The following is an 18,954-nucleotide window of genomic DNA, read 5'->3' as shown; positions in this document are numbered from 1 at the left end:
AAAAAACAATCCAACATGAAGGGGTGGCGGAAGTGGCCGGTGACGCTGCTGCCTGCCCCCGGGTGCGGCACCCGGGGGCTTCGCACCCGCCACTGAACCGCCTACCCCTTCATCTCAAAGTCCCTGCTCTGCGAATGGCACGGCCAGCGCCAGGGCCTTGTCCAGCGCAGCGACGTCGACGCCACCGCCCTGGGCCATGTCCGGACGGCCACCGCCTTTGCCACCCACCGCCGCAGCGGCTTGCTTCATCAGATCGCCAGCCTTGAGTTGGCTGGAGAGGTCCTTGGTCACGCCGGCCACCAACACGACCTTGCCCTCATGCTCGCTGCCCAGCAGGATCACTGCGTGGCCGAGCTTGTTCTTCAACTGATCGACCAGGGCCAGCAGGGCCTTGCCATCCTGCCCATCCAGGCGGGCGGCGAGGACCTTGGCACCCTTGACCTCAACAGCCGCGTTGGAGAGATCGTCCCCTGCGGCGCTGGCGGCCTTGGCCTGCAGCTGTTCCAACTGCTTCTCCAGCTGACGGTTGCGCTCAAGCACAGCCGACAACTTGTCGATCAGGTTGTCACGGTTACCCTTGACCAGTTGCGCGGCTTCCTTGACCTGCTCTTCGGCAGCGTTCAGGTAGGCCAGCGCAGCGGCGCCGGTGACTGCTTCGATACGGCGTACGCCAGAGGCCACGCCGCCTTCGCTGATGATCTTGAACAGGCTGATGTCACCGGTACGCTTGGCGTGGATACCGCCACACAGCTCTACCGAGAAATCGCCACCCATGGTCAGCACGCGCACGGTATCGCCGTATTTCTCACCGAACAGCGCCATGGCACCTTTGGCCTTGGCGGTTTCGATGTCGGTCAGTTCGGTCTCGACCGGCGTGTTCTTGCGCACTTCGCGGTTGACGATGTCTTCCAGCTGCTTGAGCTGCTCCGGCTTCACCGCTTCGAAGTGGCTGAAGTCGAAACGCAGGCGCTGGCTGTCGACCAGCGAGCCCTTCTGTTGCACGTGCTCGCCCAGCACCTGACGCAACGCTTCGTGCAGCAGGTGGGTAGCCGAGTGGTTCAGCGAGGTGGCGTGCTGAACGTCTGCATCGACCTTGGCCTCCACCGGCGCACCGATCAGCAGCGCACCGCTGGTGACCACACCGTGGTGCAGGAAGGCCCCGCCGGTCTTGGTGGTATCACGTACGTCGAAGCGTGCAGCACCCGCCTGCAGGTACCCGCTGTCACCCACCTGGCCGCCGGACTCGGCGTAGAACGGCGTGCGGTCCAGCACCACTACGCCCTGCTCGCCCACCCCCAGCTGGTCGACCGATTGGCCGTCCTTGTACAGGGCGATGATCTTGCCCTGGCCTTCGGTTGCGTCGTAACCGAGGAACTCGGTGGCGCTGTCGACCTTGACCAGGCTGTTGTAGTCCATGCCGAAGGCGCTGGCAGAACGGGCGCGCTCACGCTGGGCGTCCATTTCACGCTCGAAGCCGGCTTCGTCGATGGTCAACTCGCGCTCACGGGCAATGTCGGCCGTCAGGTCCATCGGGAAACCGTAGGTGTCATACAGCTTGAACACCACATCGCCGGGTACCACGGCGCCTTGCAACTGGGCCAGATCTTGCTCGAGGATGCGCAGGCCCTGCTCCAGGGTCTTGGCGAACTGCTCTTCTTCGGCCTTGAGCACGCGCTCGATGTGCGCTTGCTGGCTGGTCAGCTCGGGGAAGGCTTCGCCCATTTCGGCCACCAGGGCAGCAACGATCTGGTAGAAGAAGCTGCCCTTGGCGCCCAGCTTGTTACCGTGGCGGCAAGCGCGGCGGATGATGCGACGCAGTACATAGCCACGGCCTTCGTTGGATGGCAGCACGCCGTCGGCAATCAGGAAGCCGCAGGAGCGGATGTGGTCGGCCACCACTTTCAGCGAAGCCTGGCCGTCATTGCTGCAACCGATGGCCTTGGCCGCCGCTGCCAGCAGGTTCTGGAACAGGTCGATCTCGTAGTTGGAGTGCACGTGCTGCAGCACGGCGCTGACACGCTCCAGGCCCATGCCGGTGTCCACCGACGGCGCTGGCAGCGGGTGCAGCACGCCATCGGCAGTGCGGTTGAACTGCATGAAGACGTTGTTCCAGATCTCGATGTAGCGGTCACCGTCTTCTTCCGGCGAACCAGGCGGGCCACCCCAGATGTCCGGGCCGTGGTCGTAGAAGATCTCGGTGCATGGGCCGCACGGGCCAGTATCGCCCATGGTCCAGAAGTTGTCGGATGCGTAGGGGGCGCCCTTGTTGTCACCGATGCGCACCATGCGCTCGGCAGGCACGCCGACTTCCTTGGTCCAGATGTCGTAGGCTTCGTCGTCGGTGGCGTAGACCGTGACCCAGAGCTTTTCCTTGGGCAGGTTCAGCCATTTTTCCGAGGTCAGGAAGGTCCAGGCGAAGGTGATGGCGTCGCGCTTGAAGTAGTCGCCGAAGCTGAAGTTGCCCAGCATTTCGAAGAACGTGTGGTGACGCGCGGTGTAACCGACGTTTTCCAGGTCGTTGTGCTTGCCGCCCGCGCGCACGCACTTCTGGCTGCTGACCGCACGGGTATAGGCACGCTTCTCGGCACCGAGGAAGCAGTCCTTGAACTGGTTCATGCCTGCGTTGGTGAACAGCAGGGTGGGGTCGTTGTTCGGGATCAGCGAACTGGAGGCAACTCGGGTATGGCCCTGCTCTTCGAAGAAGCGAAGGAAGGCTTCACGGATTTCTGCGCTTTTCATAGGTTCTTCCACGGAAACGGCGGCCGTTTGGGCTAATACGTCGAATCGACGAAACGACGGCAAAGGGCGCCATTATAGCCAGCCTGAACAGGAGATACAGTGTGTTTGTACACCAGAACGGCATTGCGCGGATGAAATGCCGTTCATCGACACTGTCAAGGTCGCCTGGCAGCGCTGCACGGCCACGCTGGCGGTACATAAGCAACACCTGGGCACCCAGCCCAAAGGGGATGCTGCGCCTTTCTTCTCGATACCGGAATGCGCCATGCCTGAGCTGAACCTGTCCAAACTGCACTCGGACCCACACCCGCTCCCCCACCCTACGCCATTGATCAATGCCAGCCCCGTCTATTACCTCGACGATCGACAGGCTGGCAGCCACCACACCGCATTCATCAACAAGGACCACCCCCAGCAGCAGACAGAGGTGAAGTACATCCAGGCTGATGGCAATGTGCGTATCACCCTGGAACGCGCCTATGCGCTGGGGCGACGCTACCGTCGCCTGGCGCCCAGCACCGAGCTGCTGGTGTTCAATGTCGCCCCGCGCGCCACAGGTTCGGACGCACGGCAAAAACGCGTGCAGATCGCGACCCACGACTGCTTGCTGGAAGTCACGGTCAACGGCGCGGTATTCATGGTCGCCCAGCATACCGCTGAAGCCATTGCCATTCGCCTGACCGATGGCGGGCACCAGGTGGTCATTACCGGGCAGGTCCGCAAGCCGGTACTGATCGACATGATCGGCAGCGGCAACAGCATCGAGACAGGGGCCGGCATGGTGCACATCGATGCGCACACCGGCACGCACCAGGTAGTCGTCGGTAGCGGCCCTGTCCTGATCGACAAAGGCAATGCGGTGGTCAATGTCACCGGCCACTGCCTGCTTGGCCAGGCCAATTCCAGCACCGTGCTCTACCGCAACACGGCGTACGATGCGCACCTGGCCCAGCCTGTAGCGGCCGAGCATCAGGCGCTAGGCCGCATCGGTGTGCAAGTGACGGGTGATGAGGCGTTCCGCCAGGCGGTAGAAGATGCGCTGGTGCTGATGCGCAAATTGCCGTGCGGCCAAGCACTGCTGGCAGGCCTGGACAACAAGGCCGGGCATACCGGAAAACCGATCAGGGTGAGCGAAGCGGCCAGGCAACAGTTCACTTGCTACACGCCCAGCGATGACGAGCAGGACGAAGACGAAGGCCACTTCATCATCAACGAAAACCAGAGCAGCTGGGGCTACAGCGGTGGCATGCTGGCCTACAACCCGAACTGGTCGACGGCAACCCAATTGCCGCTGCTGGACCTGTACCGCTGCCTGTGCCAGGGCTGGAATTCCATGACCGGCACCGTGTTCCCAGGCCAGACAGAGGTTCAGGGCACTTACGGCGCCTACCCGGTAGACAACCTGTTACTGCAAAGCATCGGCTTGCCCACCGACTGCAGATTCAACTTTGGGGGCGCTACTGCGCTTAACACCAACCCCGCCGCTTTCACTGAAAACGGATTACGCCAGGCACTGCAACTGGAACTGCGCACGCAACTGTAAGCAACGCCTCAGCTCAACCGCTGCCCTGCATCGGGCACGATCAGAAGCCCTGCCCTGAGGCCATTCTTGACCTTGGGGTTGGGGAAGATGATGCGCGCGCCCTCTTCCTCGACCACCCAACGCATCTCGGCCAGGTCTTCAGCCAGCAGGTAACCTTTGCTCAGTTCGGAAAAATTCTCGATATCCGCCGGCAGGTGCAGGTGAAAGCTGTCGCTGTGCTTGATGATTTCGCGGGAGACACTGAACAGCTGCAGGCCTTCCAGCGAGTCTTCGTCTTCGGGTTCTTCAGCCGTGATGATCCTGATCAGGCGGTCTTCGAGCTTGTCGAGGTTGACTTGCTCGTTCTGGCCGAACGGGCGGGCCTTGCCCAGCTCCAGGGTGAACGCTTCAGCCTCCAGCTGTTCGTAGGTAAAGGCGCTGAAGGTGATGGAAGGCTTGCTTTGCAGCAATACCGCCTGCATGCCCGCCGCTGCCAGGCGTGCCAGTTGGCGACGAGAGTGCTGGCGCCCCTCTTTATAGGGGTACAAGGCAAACTGCTCGATCTTCGAACCGCGGATGGCAGTATGCAGATCGTAATGCAGGCGGCTGCGCCCCGGCTTGCTGAAGAACACCCGGGCGAACTGCTCGAGCTCGGCCGCACGCAACGCCTCGAAACCGCTGGACAGCTCGTGGCGCCCGTTGAACAGGCGGTTGATGTCCTGTTCGATGAAACGCTCACCCTTGCGCATCGCCACCGGGTTGCCGAACAGGAACAACACCCGCGCCTTGGGCTTGATCGACCCGTCGGCCACGCCATGCAGCAGCCGTTCGAGCAACTCGATCGGCGCTGTCTCGTTACCATGAATACCGGCAGACAACAGCAAGTCCAGGCCGCAATCCTCGCTGTCGGGTGGGCGCACTTCGAGCGCCCCCTCCCCTAGCCAGCGCAAACGCGTGCCCTTGGTGGTCACTTGGGTCTTCTCGGCCGGTTCGTGATCGGTGAGGGTCAGCTCAAGCAATTTACCAAGGGCGAGCATAGGAACTTCCTTAGTGGGTGTGGCCGCAGTCGGGGCCATGGACGTGATCGTCGTCTTCGCCAAGCTCTGCAGGTTCCATTTCCAGCTGCAGGCTGACCAGGTTGGTGGCCATGGGCCGCAGCAGCAGGTTGGCGTACTCGGCGTCGCCTTCCTCGACATCCACACCGATCAACAGCTGGCCGCGGCCATCCTGCTGGATCCACACTTCCTTGCCTTGCCAAACCACGGCAAAACGGGTGCAGGAGGTTTCGAGCTGGGTGCCGTCTTCATCTTCGAGGATCAGGCGCAGGGCGTCGGTCATTACAATTCTCTCTTCAAGGTTGGCGTTGGAACGGGTACACCGAGCCCAACTTCAGAATCTGGGTCAATTCATCCAGTGCGCTACGGCACTCCACCAGCAGTTGCGGGTCGGCCAGGTCCGCCTCGACCAGGCGATCACGGTAGTGCTTGTCGACCCATTGCAGCAGGGTGTCGTACAGCGGGGCGGTCATGATAACGCCTTGGTTGACCGCCGCCAGTTCCGTTTCATTCAAGGCCACGCGCAAACGCAGGCAAGCCGGGCCACCGCCGTTCTGCATGCTCTGCTTGAGGTCGAACACCTTGACCTCCTTCACCGGGCCGCCCTGGCGGGTCAACTGCCCAAGGTACGCCCAGACGCGTTCATTGTTGCGGCACTCTTCCGGCACCACCAGCAGCATGGAGCCGTCGTCACGGCTGAGCAACTGGCTGTTGAACAGGTAGGAACGCACTGCATCCTCTACCGCCACTGCCGAGCGCGGCACGCAGATGGCCTGGAAACGGCCGCCCTTGCTGGCCAGTTTAGCGCGCAACTGGCCCAGTACCGTGTCAGTCTCGAGGAAAGCGTCCTCGTGGTAGAACAGCACCTCGCCATTGCCCACCGCAATCACGTCATTGTGGAACACGCCCTGGTCGATCACCGCCGGGTTCTGTTGAGCGTAGACCACCCCGTCCTCATGCAGGCCATGCAAACGGGCCACGGCCTGCGAGGCCTCCAGGGTCTGCCGGGCGGGGTATTTCTGCGGTGCCGGGTAACGGCTGTCGAATGCACTGCGGCCGTAGACGAAGAACTCCACGCCAGCCTCCCCATAGGCGCGGCAGAAGCGCGTATGGTTGGCAGCGCCCTCATCACCGAACTGCGCCACGGCAGGCAACGCCGGGTGGTGGGCGAAACGTTGTTCGTCGTTGAACATCGCGGCCAGCACGCGGCTGGTGGTCGGGTGCTCGATGCTGCGGTGGTATTTGCAATTGAGGTTGGCGGCAGTGAAGTGCACGCGGCCATCGGCGGTGTCGGCACTGGGGCTGACCGTGGCAGCGTTGGCCACCCACATGCTCGAAGCCGAACAGGTGGCCACCAGCAACGGCATGGCCTCTTTGGCAGCGCGCTGGATCACGTCGGCATCGCTGCCGCTGAAGCCCAGACGGCGGAGCGCGGCCACATCCGGGCGCTCCTGCGGCGCCAGCACCCCTTGCTTGAAGCCCATGTCGGCCAATGCCTTCATCTTCGCCAGGCCCTGGCGTGCAGCTTCGCGCGGGCTGGAGCCTTGCTGGCTGTTGCTTTGCGAAGCCACGTTACCGTAGGACAGGCCGCCGTAGTTGTGGGTAGGCCCCACCAGGCCATCAAAATTCACTTCATAGGATTTCATCGGCAAGGCTCCGTGACCTGTTGTTATAGGGTGACGCCCGGCGTAAGGGTGGCCGGCAAGGCAAGGCTGGCAGTCTCCAGCGAAGCCACGGGGTAAGCGCAATAGTCGGCCGCGTAATAGGCACTGGCGCGATGGTTGCCACTGGCGCCGACGCCACCGAAGGGTGCGCTGCTGGCTGCACCGGTCAGTTGCTTGTTCCAGTTGACGATGCCGGCGCGGCTGCGCAGCCAGAAATGCTGGTAGCGGGCGCGCGAATCGGACAGCAAGCCGGCAGCCAGGCCGTACTGGGTGTTGTTGGCTTCATCGATGGCCGCATCGAAATCGGCATAGCGGACCACTTGCAGCAGCGGCCCGAAGAACTCTTCATCCGGGCGCTGCGCCACGTCGCTGACATCGATGATGCCAGGGGTAAGCAATGCGGCATCGGCTTGCGGCTGCGTCATTTCCAGCAGTTTCACCCCGCCCTTGGCGGCCAGTTCGGCCTGGGCAGCCAGCAGCGCCTGCGCGGCCTGCAGCGAAATCACCGAGCCCATGAACGGTGCCGGCTGTTCATCGAACGCCCCCACCGTGATGGTTCTGCACACCTCGACCAGGCGCGCGAGCAGCGCATCGCCCCAGGCACCCTGGGGCACCAGCAGGCGACGTGCGCAGGTGCAGCGCTGGCCGGCGGAAATGAACGCCGACTGAATGATGGTGTAAACCGCAGCGTCGAGGTCCTTGACCTCGTCTACCAGCAATGGGTTGTTGCCGCCCATTTCCAGCGCCAGGATCTTGTCTGGGCGCCCGGCAAACTGCTGGTGCAACAGGTTGCCAGTGCGGCTGGAACCGGTAAAGAACACGCCATCGATACCTGGGTCGCCAGCCAGTGCCACGCCGGTTTCACGCCCGCCCTGAACCAGGTTCAGCACACCCGCCGGCAGGCCGGCGGCGATCCAGCAGTGCACCGTCAGTTCCGCCACCTTGGGGGTCAGCTCACTCGGTTTGAACACCACGCAGTTGCCCGCCAGCAGCGCCGGAACGATATGCCCGTTCGGCAGGTGGCCTGGGAAGTTGTAAGGGCCGAACACCGCGACCACACCATGGGGCTTGTGCCGCAGCACTGCCGTAGCATCGGCCAGCGGGCCGCTCTTTTCACCGGTACGCTCGCGGTAACTTTGTACGGAAATGGCCACCTTGTTGATCATGCTGGTCACTTCGGTGGCCGACTCCCACAGCGGTTTGCCGGTTTCCTCGCCAATGCACTGGGCCATGGCTTCGGCATGCGCCTTCAACTGTGCGGCAAATTGCTCCAGCACACCGATGCGCGCGTCCAGGCTCAGTTGCGCCCAGGCTGGGAACGCCTGGCGCGCAGCCTTTACGGCGGCGCCGACCTGGCTGGCGTCGGCGCCCTGCCCCTGCCAGATCACGGCCTGGGTGACCGGGTTCAGCGATTGCAGGGGCTCGCCCTGGCCGGCCTGCCAATTGCCGGCGATGTAGTGCGTGGTCATTTATTAGCCCTCCCGGCTCGCCGACATGGGCACAGCGCGCACATTGTCGCCAGCGCCCATGCGCAGGCGTTTGGCGGTCAGCGGGTCGACCACCAGGGTTCCGGCGGCCAGACGCGCAGGTGCAGCGGTGATACGGCAGTCGTCGCGCTTGCGGTTGTGGATGATGTAGGGGGTGGCGTCATCGCCCGGCGTGCCAACCGCCAGCACCAGCGTCTGGCTGTCGCGCACGGCGCGGATCCTGCCGGTGTCACACTCGATGGCGGGGCCGGCGTCGAAAATGTCGACATAGCCCTGGTAAGTGAAACCTTCCTGCTTGAGCATGGCCAGTGCCGGCTCGGTGTCCTTGTGCACACGGCCGATCACGTTGCGCGCCGCGTCTGACAGGAAGCAGGTGTACAGCGGGAACTTCGGCATCAGCTCGGCGATGAACGACTTGTTGCCCACGCCGGTCAGGTAGTCCGCCTGGCTGAACTCCATCTTGAAGAAGTGCCGGCCCAGGCTTTCCCAGAACGGCGAACGCCCCTGCTCATCCGACATGCCGCGCATTTCGGCGATGATCTTCTTGCCGAACAACTCGGGGAACTCGGCAATGAACAGCATGCGCGCCCGCGACAGCAAGCGGCCGTTGAGCCCGGCACGGTAGTCGCTGCGCAGGAACAGCGAGCACAGCTCGGAGTTGCCGGTCAGGTCGTTGGCCAGAAACAGCGTAGGGATTTCGCGGTAGATCTTCAGCTCCTGCGAGGCGCTGACGGTCAGGCCGACCCGGTAGTTGTACCAAGGCTCGCGCAAGCCAACGGCACCGGCGATGGCACTGATGCCTACCACCAGGCCTTCGTCGTTTTCCAGCACGAACAGGTAGTCGGTGTCGCCGCGCTCGGCCTCGCCCCGAAAGCTCTTTTCCGCCCAACCTACGCGATGCTCCAGGCGCTCTTCGTTGGCCGGCAGCGTGGTCAGCCCGGTGGTGCCGGTGCTGCGTGCCAATTCGATCAACGCAGGCAAATCGCTGCTGCGTACAGGACGAACGATCATGCTATCTCCTTGTGCGGCGGCATGGGCCGGCGCGAAACTCTGCTAACGCATCAATCCCGAAACGCCTGTTGCCAGGCCTCAGGCCGCCACCAGGCGCACGCTGGCGCCCTCGCCCACGCCCAGCGCCTCGGCTGCTGCAACGCTCAGGCTGACCGGCTTGCCGGGCACCCAATCCAGCTCCAGCAGCACTGCCCGGTAGTCCTGCAACAGGCCGTTGCACACCAGGTACGGGCGCCCGCCCTTGGTTGGCACGTCGTCGATTTTCACTGGGGCCACCCGGCTCTGGGCGATCGAGCGGATGCCCGAGGTACGCGCATGCAGGGTTGGGCCGCCGTCGAATATGTCGATGTAGTGCTCGGTCTCGAAGCCCTCACGCATGAGGATGTCGAAGGTGATCTGCGCCCGCGGGTGCACCTGGCCCATGGCTTCCTGCGCCAGGTCTGGCAGCAGCGGCACGTAGATCGGGTAGTGCGGCATGAGTTCGGCGAGAAAGGTGCGGCTCTTCAGGCCGCACAGGCGCTCGGCATCGGCATAGTTGAGGTCGAAGAAATTGCGCCCAATGGCGTCCCAGAACGGCGATTCGCCCTTTTCGTCGCTGTAACCGACGATCTCGGTCACCACCGAGTCAGCGAAGCGTTCCGGGTGCGCAGCCATGAACAGCAGGCGGCCGCGGGAATTGAGTTCGGCCCAGCCGCTGTTCACCAGCTCTGGCAACACGTAGAAACTGGTCAGCAGGCTGTTGCCGGTCAGGTCATGGCACAGCGAGAGCACGTGGATCTTGTTGTGGATCTTCAGCTCGCGCGAGGCGTGCACGAAGGTCTCGTTGCGAAAACTGTAGAACGGCTCGGAATAGCCAGCCGAGGCCACGATGGCCGAGCAGCCGGCGAGCTTGCCGGTTTCGCTGTCTTCGAGCACGAAGAAGTAGCTTTCCTCGCCATTGAAGCTGACCTCCGCGGCGAAGGACGTCTCGGAGGCGGCAATCTTGTCGCCCAGGCGAGCAGAGTCGTCCGGCAGCGAGGTGACACCAATGGGGCTGTCGGCAGCCATGCGCTGCACTTCGTTCAGGTCAGCCATTTGCGCGGGGCGCATCACCAGCATGGTGTCACTCCTTTGGAATACGGGCCGCTCATGGCGGCACGGAAAAACGGCAGGCGCATGGGCACCTGCTGTGGAATCGCAAATCGCCGGCCTGGTACAACCTTGGCTGCGGCCGGCGAAGGGACCGCAGGCGGATCAGCCTTGGGTCAGCGTGGCAACGGCGCGCTCGAAGCGGTCCAGGCCTGCATCGATATCGGCGTCTTCAACCACCAGGCTTGGCGCGAAGCGGACCACGTCCGGACCGGCCTGCAGCACCATCACGCCTTCTTTCTCGGCGGCATTGAGTACGTCCTTGGCCTTGCCTTGCCAGGCCTCGGCCAACACGCAACCCAGCAGCAGGCCAACACCACGCACCTGGCTGAACAGGCTGTACTTCTGCCCGATCTGCTCCAGGCGGGCCTTGAACCGCGCGTGCTTGGCCTTGATGCCGGCCAGGGTTTCCGGGGTGTTGACCACGTCCAGCACCGCGCAGGCAACCGCGCAGCCCAGCGGGTTGCCGCCGTAGGTGGTGCCGTGGGTGCCCACAGCCAGGTGCTTGGCCAGCTCGGTGGTGGTCAGCATGGCGCCGATCGGGAAGCCACCGCCCAGGCTCTTGGCGCTGGTGAGGATATCCGGGGTCACGCCGTAGTGCTGGTAGGCATACAGCGAGCCGGTACGGCCCACACCCGTCTGCACTTCGTCGAAGATCAGCAGGGCATTGTGCTCGTCACACAGCTTGCGAGCGCCTTCCAGGTAAGCCTTGTCGGCCGGCACCACGCCGCTCTCACCCTGGATCGGCTCGATCACCACGGCGCACGTCTTGTCGGAAATCTGTGCCTTCAACGCTTCCAGGTCGTTGTACGGCACGTGGCTGATGCCGGTGATCTTCGGGCCGAAGCCATCGGAGTACTTCGGCTGGCCGCCGACGCTGACGGTAAACAGGGTACGACCGTGGAAACTGTTCACGGTGGCGATGATTTCGTGCTTTTCAGGGCCGAAGCGGTCATGGGCAACCCGGCGGGCCAGCTTGAAGGCAGCCTCGTTGGCCTCGGCGCCGGAGTTGCAGAAGAACGCACGGTCGGCAAAGGTGGCGCTTACCAGCTTGTGGGCCAGGCGCAGTGCCGGTTCGTTGGTGAATACGTTGGAGACGTGCCAGAGGGTGTTGGCCTGCTCGGTCAGGGCCTTGACCAGCGCCGGGTGGCAGTGGCCCAGGGCGTTTACCGCGATGCCGCCGGCAAAGTCGATCAACTCGCGACCGGACTGGTCCCAGACACGGGAACCCTCGCCTCGCACAGGAATGAAGGCCGCCGGAGAATAGTTGGGGACCATGACCTGGTCGAAATCGGCACGTTGCACCGGGGCTTGCTCAACGGACATCTGAGTCTCCTGAAGAGGAACGCTGGCCTGGAAGTGGCGAGCGATGGGGGGGATTGTAAGGACTGATCTGCGCCTGTCCTTGCGGCCAAGCGACAACTTGTTACAGCGCAAAACCCAGTTTTAGCAAGGTTTTCGGCAATGCGACAAACACTGTCGCAATCGCGCAGTGTACGGGAGAGAGGGGGCTGGGTGAACGGGTGTTCACCTGGAGATGAAGGAGTAGAAGGTGCAAGCCGATATTTTTATGCCGTAGCGGGTGTGAGGCGTTGGTATCGCGCCGTGGCGGGTGCATGGCGTTGTTCTAGTAGCGCGGCGCACGATATCCGCCCCACCATCACCCTCAAGGCATACACCCCGGCCCCAACCGAGCTATCAACCCTTTTCAGCCGGCGCCGAACTCAACTCGAACGGGCTGCTGCTACGCCGCTGGTTACGGTCTTCCCGCGGCGTAGCACCAAAGAAATTGCGGTACGCACTGGAAAAATGCGGCCCCGACGAGAAACCACAGGAAAGCCCGATCTGGATGATCGATTTGCTGGTCTGCATCAGCATCTGCCGCGCCTTGTTCAGCCGCAGCTCCAGGTAGTACTGGCTCGGCACGCGGTTCAGGTACTGCTTGAAAATGCGCTCCAACTGCCGGCGCGAGACGCATACGTGCTGGGCAATTTCGTCGGTGGTCAGCGGTTCTTCGATATTGGCTTCCATCAGCAACACCGCCTGGGTCAGCTTGGGGTGGCTGGAGCCGAGACGATTCTGCAGCGGAATACGTTGGCGCTCGCCCCCCTCGCGGATACGCTCGACCACCAGTTCCTCCGACACCGCACCGGCAAGCTCGGCGCCGTGATCGCGGGCCAGCACCGCCAGCAGCAGGTCGGTAACGGCCATGCCGCCGCACGCCGTGAGGCGGTCACGATCCCAGTCAAACAGGTGGCTGGTGGCGATGACCCTGGGGAAGCGCTCGGCAAAATCATCCTGCCAACGCCAGTGCACGGCAGCCCGGTAACCATCGAGCAAACCCAGCATCGCCAGCGGGTACACACCGGCTGCAAGCCCCCCGATCATGCAGCCGCTGCGCGCCAGCTGCTTGAGCGCGGCCGACAACGCAGCCCCTACCGCCACGGGTGGCTCGTCTGCCAGCAGGAACAGCTTGTGACAACCTTCCAGGCCACCGTTCCAGGGCTCGCCTGGCAGGCGCCAGGCACCTTCCGGCGCAGGCTCGGCCTGCAGGAACGACAGTTCGTAGACCACGTCCGGATGCACCCGCTGCGCCACCTGCAACACTTCCTCGGCCAGTGCCAGGGTCAAGGGCCTGGTGCTGGGCCAGATGAGAAAACCGATTCGCTGGGTGGTCATAAGGTACGGTCCGAAACCTGAGGTCGTTCGAGTCTGTGCGCCGGGTCAGGCCGCGCTCGCCGCGCAGCATGCCCTATTCTGGTGCAAAAATGCAGCTTTTACTTCAGGCTGCCGGAGAGGAACTGCTTCAGGCGTTCCGACTGCGGGTTGGCCAGCACTTCACGCGGGCAGCCGGTCTCTTCCACCAGCCCCTTGTGCAAGAACACCAACTGGTTGGACACCTCGCGGGCAAAGCCCATTTCGTGGGTGACCACGACCATGGTCCGGCCTTCCTGGGCCAGCGCCTGCATTACCTTCAGCACATCGCCGACCAGCTCGGGGTCGAGTGCCGAGGTCGGCTCGTCGAACAGCATAACCTCCGGCTCCACCGCCAGGGCGCGGGCAATTGCCACACGTTGTTGCTCCCCGCCAGACATGTGCCCCGGGAAGGCGTCCTTGCGGTGGGCGACACCCACCTTGGCCAGGTAGTGCTCGGCCTTTTCCAGGGCTTCCTTGCGGTTCACGCCCAACACATGCACCGGCGCCTCGATGATGTTCTCCAGCGCGGTCATGTGCGACCACAGGTTGAAATGCTGAAACACCATCGACAGCCGCGAGCGCATGCGCTGCAACTGACGCGGGTCTGCGGCCTTCAGCGCGCCGTCCTTGCCAGCGACCAGCCTGAGCTCTTCGTTGTTGAGCAGGATCTTGCCGGCGTGCGGCTGCTCCAGCAGGTTGATGCAACGCAGGAAGGTCGACTTGCCCGAACCGCTGGAGCCGATGATGCTGATGACGTCGCCGGCCTTGGCCGCCAGCGACACGCCCTTGAGTACTTCATGGCTGCCGTAGCGCTTGTGCAGGTCTTGGACTTCGAGTTTGTACATGCTGTCGATTCTCACAAAGCGGTCAGTGCTTGCGTGGCGCCAGGTAGCCGAGCCAGCGGCGTTCGGCCATCTTGAACAGGCGCACCAGGATGAAGGTCAGGCACAGGTAGAACACGCCCGCCGTGATATAGGCCTCGAAAGGCAGATAGTACTGCGCATTGACCGTGCGTGCGGCGCCGGTTATGTCGATCAGGGTGACGATCGACGCCAGGCTGGTGGTCTGCAGCATCATGATCACTTCGTTGCTGTACTGCGGCAGCGCCCGGCGCAGGGCCGAAGGCAGCAGGATGCGGCGGTACATCTTAATGCGTGACATGCCCACGGCCTTGGCCGCCTCGATCTCGCCATGCGGCGTGGCCTTGAGGCTGCCGGCGATGATTTCTGCGGTGTAGGCACTGGTGTTGATGCCGAACGCCAGGCACGCACAGAAGGTGGCGCTGGACAACAGCGGCCAGACGACACTGTCGCGCACCGCTTCGAACTGGGCCAGGCCGTAGTAGATCAGAAACAGCTGCACCAGCATCGGCGTCCCGCGGATCACATAGGTATAGAGCCAGGCGGTGAAGTTGACCACCGGCTGCCGCGACACCCGCATCAAGCCCAACGGAATAGCCCCCAGCAAGCCGAAGAACAACGAAATGGCCAGCAGCTTGAGGGTGGTCAGCAGGCCGCCGAAGTACATCGGCAACGCCTCCCAGATGACGTTGTAGTCGAAGATCATAGTTCAGCCACCTTGACGCCCACCGAGTAGCGGCGCTCCAGAAACTTCAGGGCCAGCAGCGAAACACTGGTCAGCACCAGGTACAACGCGGCCACCGCCAGGAAGAAGGTGAACGGCTCGCGCGTGGCGTCGGCCGCCTGTTTGGCCTTGAACATCATGTCCTGCAGGCCGACCACCGAAATCAGCGCGGTGGCTTTGGTCAGCACCAGCCAGTTGTTGGTGAAACCAGGAATCGCCAGGCGGATCATTTGCGGAACCTGGATACGGAAGAACACCTGGCGCGCGCTCATGCCATAGGCGAACCCCGCCTCGGCCTGCCCCTTGGGAATGCCGAGGAAGGCGCCGCGGAAGGTTTCCGACAGGTAGGCACCGAAGATGAAGCCCAGGGTACCGATACCCGCGATCAGCGGGTTGAGGTCGATGTAGTCTTCGTAGCCGAGCAGCGGCGCCACCCGGTTGATGATGTCTTGCCCGCCGTAGAAGATCAGCAGGATCAGGACCAGGTCCGGAATGCCACGGATGACCGTGGAATACAGGTCGCCAAGCCAGGCCAGCCAGCGCACCGGCGACAAGCGCAGCGCCACACCGATCAGGCCGAGCACGATGGCCAGGGCCATCGACGACAGGGCAAGCTGCAGCGTCAGCCACGCCCCGTCGAGGATGACTGCCCCGTAGCCTTTCAACATGATGAGGTCCTCGACCTAGAGAATGAAAAATGGTGCAAACCTCAGAGCCTCTGCTGTTTGCACCATTGCACAGGTAAACCCGACGTCTTAGTTCGAGTCTGGACCGTAGATGTCGAAGTTGAAGTACTTCTTCTCGATTTCCTGGTACTTGCCGTTGGCGCGGATGGCGTCGATGGCCTTGTTGATGCGCTCGCGGTTGGCGTCGTCGCCCTTGCGTACGGCAATGCCGATACCGTCACCGAAGTACTTGGCGTCGGTGAAGGCCGGGCCTACGAAGGCAAAGCCCTTGCCGGCGTCGGTTTTCAGGAAACCGTCTTCCAGCAGGGTGGCGTCAGCCACGGTGCCATCGAGGCGACCGGCTGCCACGTCCAGGTAGATTTCGTTCTGGGTGCCGTAAGGCACGACGGTGGCACCTTTGGCGCCCAGCACTTCCTTGGCGAAGCGGTCGTGGATCGAGCCGCGCTGTACGCCGATCTTCTTGCCCTTGAGTTCGTCCAGGCTGTCGCTGACGGTGGTGCCTTCCTTCATGACCAGGCGCGCCGGCGTCAGGTAGTAGCGCTTGGTGAAGTCGACCGACTTCTTGCGGTCTTCGGTGATCGACATCGACGACAGGATGGCGTCGATCTTGCGCACCTTCAGCGCCGGAATCAGGCCATCGAATTCTTGCTCGACCCAGGTGCACTTGGCCTTCATCTCTTCGCACAAGGCGTTGCCGATGTCGTAGTCGAAGCCAGCGATGCTGCCGTCGGGCTGTTTGAAGGCGAAAGGTGGGTATGCGGCCTCGATGCCGATTTTCAACGGCTTTTCATCGGCCTGCGACACCAGGGAAAACACGGACAGCGCCAGGGCGCCAAGCAGTGCAAGCTTCTTCATCAGGTAACTCCATCGGTACGGGGCAATACAAGGCAGATCACGGCTGCCCGATATGCGAATGAGTACAACGCGAGCCGCGCAGGGTTCGACCAAGGCCGCATACCACGAGCGAGTGTGTGGCATTCTAACGACAGCCCGGTAGTCGATATTTCTTCAAAGCGACAACTACTTATAGAAGCGCCTGAAACCGCCGCGGGCGATGTTGACAGCCATTGCAAAATATGCAAAAGCGCAAGAAATAGAACCTATAGAACTAGCAATTCCTGGGCCTATTATTGGCAAAGCCTCGAATTACGGCAAGTGGGGCGAGCGGCACGGCTGCAAATGCCATGAAGCTGCACTGGAATGGGCCGGTTTTGTTTCCGCGCGCCCCGCCATTGTGCGGCACCGGTGACAGAACGGTTACCGATGATTGTCGGGTAACAGTAAAGCAAAAACCCCGCCGGTTGCCCGGGCAGGGTTTCTGTAGGAGCGGCCTTGCGTCGCGATGGGTCGCAAAGCGGCCCCTGTCATTCAGCGCACACGCCGGCCCGCCATCACGCCGAAGCCAGGCTCATCGCCTTGTGGGTATCGATCAGGTGCTGCACCACCCCCGGGTCGGCCAGGGTCGAGATATCGCCCAACGCATCGTACTCACCGGTAGCAATCTTGCGCAGGATGCGGCGCATGATCTTGCCGGAGCGGGTCTTGGGCAACCCGGGCGCCCACTGGATCACATCCGGGGAAGCGATAGGGCCGATCTCCTTGCGCACCCAGTTCTTCAATTCCAGGCGCAACTGCTCGCTGGCCTCGACACCCGCATTGAGGGTGACATACACGTAAATGCCCTGCCCCTTGATGTCGTGCGGCACACCCACCACTGCAGCTTCGGCCACCTTGGCGTGCGCCACCATGGCACTCTCGATCTCGGCCGTGCCCATGCGGTGGCCCGACACGTTGAGCACGTCATCCACGCGACCGGTGATCCAGTAGTAACCGTCCTCGTCCCGGCGCGCGCCGTCGCCGGTGAAGTACATGCCGCGGAAGGTCTTGAAATAGGTATCCACGAAACGGTCGTGGTCGCCATACAGCGAACGCGACTGGCCAGGCCAGGAATCGAGGATCACCAGGTTGCCCTCGGCCGCACCGTCGATCAGGTTGCCCAGGTTGTCCACCAGTGCCGGCACCACGCCGAAGAACGGCCGGGTCGCAGACCCTGGTTTCAGGCCGGTGGCACCCGGCAGCGGGCTGATCAGGATGCCGCCGGTTTCGGTCTGCCACCAGGTGTCGACGATCGGGCAGCGTTCCTTGCCCACGGCCTTGTAGTACCAGCTCCACGCTTCCGGGTTGATCGGCTCGCCCACCGACCCCAGCAGGCGGAGGCTGGAGCCATCGGCCCCGGCTACAGCGGCCTGCCCTTCGGCCATCATGGCGCGGATGGCGGTTGGTGCGGTGTAGAGGATGTTGACCTTGTGCTTGTCGATGATCTTCGACACCCGGGTGATGTCCGGGTAGTTCGGCACGCCCTCGAACAGCAAGGTGGTGGCGCCGTTGGCCAGCGGGCCGTAGACGATATAGCTGTGGCCAGTGACCCAGCCCACGTCCGCGGTGCACCAGTACACCTCACCGGGGCGGTAGTCGAACACGCGCTCATGGGTCAGCGCGGCATATACCAGGTAACCGCCCGTGGTGTGCAGCACCCCTTTTGGCTTGCCGGTGGAACCCGAGGTGTACAGGATGAACAGCGCCTCTTCGGCGCCCATTTCTTTCGGCGCGCAATGGCTGGAAGCCACCTTCATCAGGTCTTCGTACCAGATGTCGCGGTGCTGGTGCCAGGCGATGTCGCCACCGGTGCGCTTGCACACGATGATTTTCTGCACGCTGTTGGTTTCAGGGTTGGTCAACGCCAGGTCGACGTTGGCCTTGAGTGGGGTACGACGACCACCGCGCAGGCCCTCGTCGGCAGTGATCACCACCTTGGACTTGCAGTCGATGATCCGGCCGGCCAGCGCCTCGGGCGAGAAGCCGCCGAACACCACCGAATGGATCGCCCCGATGCGTGCACAGGCCAGCATGGCGACCACGGCTTCGGGGATCATCGGCATGTAGATGGTGACCACGTCACCACGGTGCACGTCCTGGCCACGCAGGGCGTTGGCAAACTTGCAGACCTGCTCGTGCAGTTCGCGGTAGGTAATGTTGCGGTGCTCGGAAGGGTCGTCACCTTCCCAGATGATCGCCAGCTGGTCGCCGCGCTCTTCGAGGTGACGGTCCAGGCAGTTGGAGGAAACGTTCAGAGTGCCGTCGGCGAACCATTTGATATCGACGTGGTGGTCGTCGAACGAGGTCTGCTTGACCTTGGTGAACGGCTTGATCCAGTCGATACGCTGGGCCTGCTCGCGCCAGAAGCCGTCCGGGTTGATCACCGATTGCTGGTACATGGCCTTGTAAGTGGCCTCGTCGGTCAGCGTAGTGGCCGCAACCTCGGGACGAACGGGATACAGTGGAGCCGCACTCATCTGTGTTACCTCGGTGTAATAGTTGTTT

At 62.9% G+C, this 18,954-nt stretch carries 15 protein-coding genes; 1 reads left to right on the top strand and 14 read right to left on the bottom strand.

What is annotated here, in order from left to right:
- Positions 1 to 114: 114 nt before the first annotated feature.
- Complete coding sequence (alaS, locus tag FPB55_RS07545; RefSeq protein WP_009681474.1) at positions 115 to 2,739, bottom strand: alanine--tRNA ligase; 2,625 nt, start codon at positions 2,737 to 2,739, stop codon at positions 115 to 117.
- Positions 2,740 to 2,875: 136 nt separating this feature from the next.
- Between alaS and FPB55_RS07540 the strand changes: the two genes are divergently transcribed.
- Positions 2,876 to 4,282 (top strand): M91 family zinc metallopeptidase, encoded by a 1,407-nt coding sequence (locus FPB55_RS07540; RefSeq protein WP_225785746.1) that lies wholly within the window; start codon positions 2,876 to 2,878, stop codon positions 4,280 to 4,282.
- Positions 4,283 to 4,290: 8 nt separating this feature from the next.
- Here FPB55_RS07540 and astE read toward each other — a convergent pair whose 3' ends face one another.
- The 13 genes from astE to acs all read right to left on the bottom strand — a co-directional run bounded on the left by astE (position 4,291) and on the right by acs (position 18,926).
- The gene (gene astE, locus FPB55_RS07535) at positions 4,291 to 5,298 is read right to left on the bottom strand and encodes a succinylglutamate desuccinylase (protein ID WP_009681476.1); all 1,008 of its coding nucleotides are present in this window, start codon (positions 5,296 to 5,298) and stop codon (positions 4,291 to 4,293) included.
- A gap of 10 nt (positions 5,299 to 5,308) precedes the next feature.
- Positions 5,309 to 5,599, bottom strand: a complete 291-nt coding sequence (locus tag FPB55_RS07530; RefSeq protein ID WP_009681477.1) for a hypothetical protein — start codon at positions 5,597 to 5,599, stop codon at positions 5,309 to 5,311.
- Positions 5,600 to 5,612: 13 nt separating this feature from the next.
- Positions 5,613 to 6,962 (bottom strand): N-succinylarginine dihydrolase, encoded by a 1,350-nt coding sequence (gene astB / locus FPB55_RS07525; RefSeq protein ID WP_144187905.1) that lies wholly within the window; start codon positions 6,960 to 6,962, stop codon positions 5,613 to 5,615.
- Between the two features lie 23 nt (positions 6,963 to 6,985).
- Positions 6,986 to 8,449, bottom strand: coding sequence for a succinylglutamate-semialdehyde dehydrogenase (astD, locus tag FPB55_RS07520; RefSeq protein WP_115293602.1), 1,464 nt, complete (start codon positions 8,447 to 8,449; stop codon positions 6,986 to 6,988).
- A gap of 3 nt (positions 8,450 to 8,452) precedes the next feature.
- Positions 8,453 to 9,478 carry an arginine N-succinyltransferase gene (gene astA / locus FPB55_RS07515; protein ID WP_029887201.1) on the bottom strand — a complete coding sequence of 342 codons (1,026 nt, stop codon included), beginning with the start codon at positions 9,476 to 9,478 and terminating at the stop codon, positions 8,453 to 8,455.
- A 78-nt stretch (positions 9,479 to 9,556) separates the two neighbouring features.
- Positions 9,557 to 10,576 carry an arginine/ornithine succinyltransferase subunit alpha gene (gene aruF, locus FPB55_RS07510; protein WP_009681482.1) on the bottom strand — a complete coding sequence of 340 codons (1,020 nt, stop codon included), beginning with the start codon at positions 10,574 to 10,576 and terminating at the stop codon, positions 9,557 to 9,559.
- A gap of 135 nt (positions 10,577 to 10,711) precedes the next feature.
- On the bottom strand, positions 10,712 to 11,932 hold the full coding sequence (locus FPB55_RS07505; RefSeq protein ID WP_054881942.1) for an aspartate aminotransferase family protein: 1,221 nt from the start codon (positions 11,930 to 11,932) through the stop codon (positions 10,712 to 10,714).
- Positions 11,933 to 12,304: 372 nt separating this feature from the next.
- The gene (gene argR, locus FPB55_RS07500) at positions 12,305 to 13,285 is read right to left on the bottom strand and encodes a transcriptional regulator ArgR (RefSeq protein WP_009681484.1); all 981 of its coding nucleotides are present in this window, start codon (positions 13,283 to 13,285) and stop codon (positions 12,305 to 12,307) included.
- 98 nt (positions 13,286 to 13,383) lie between these two features.
- Positions 13,384 to 14,148 carry an ATP-binding cassette domain-containing protein gene (locus tag FPB55_RS07495; protein WP_009681485.1) on the bottom strand — a complete coding sequence of 255 codons (765 nt, stop codon included), beginning with the start codon at positions 14,146 to 14,148 and terminating at the stop codon, positions 13,384 to 13,386.
- Positions 14,149 to 14,170: 22 nt separating this feature from the next.
- The gene (locus tag FPB55_RS07490) at positions 14,171 to 14,869 is read right to left on the bottom strand and encodes an ABC transporter permease (RefSeq protein WP_144187903.1); all 699 of its coding nucleotides are present in this window, start codon (positions 14,867 to 14,869) and stop codon (positions 14,171 to 14,173) included.
- Positions 14,866 to 15,555: an ABC transporter permease gene (locus tag FPB55_RS07485; protein WP_054881940.1), complete on the bottom strand. Its 690-nt coding sequence runs from the start codon at positions 15,553 to 15,555 to the stop codon at positions 14,866 to 14,868. The genes FPB55_RS07490 and FPB55_RS07485 overlap by 4 nt, the downstream gene beginning before the upstream one ends.
- Positions 15,556 to 15,642: 87 nt before the next feature.
- Positions 15,643 to 16,428, bottom strand: a complete 786-nt coding sequence (locus tag FPB55_RS07480; RefSeq protein WP_009681488.1) for an ABC transporter substrate-binding protein — start codon at positions 16,426 to 16,428, stop codon at positions 15,643 to 15,645.
- A gap of 536 nt (positions 16,429 to 16,964) precedes the next feature.
- Complete coding sequence (gene acs, locus FPB55_RS07475) at positions 16,965 to 18,926, bottom strand: acetate--CoA ligase (RefSeq protein ID WP_009681489.1); 1,962 nt, start codon at positions 18,924 to 18,926, stop codon at positions 16,965 to 16,967.
- Positions 18,927 to 18,954 lie beyond the last annotated feature (28 nt).

Origin of the sequence: Pseudomonas sp. BJP69 (assembly GCF_007633355.1) — a bacterium.
GTDB lineage: Bacteria > Pseudomonadota > Gammaproteobacteria > Pseudomonadales > Pseudomonadaceae > Aquipseudomonas > Aquipseudomonas juntendi.
The sequence above is the reverse complement of the archived record's forward strand: the minus strand, read 5'-3'. Positions and strand labels throughout refer to the sequence as shown.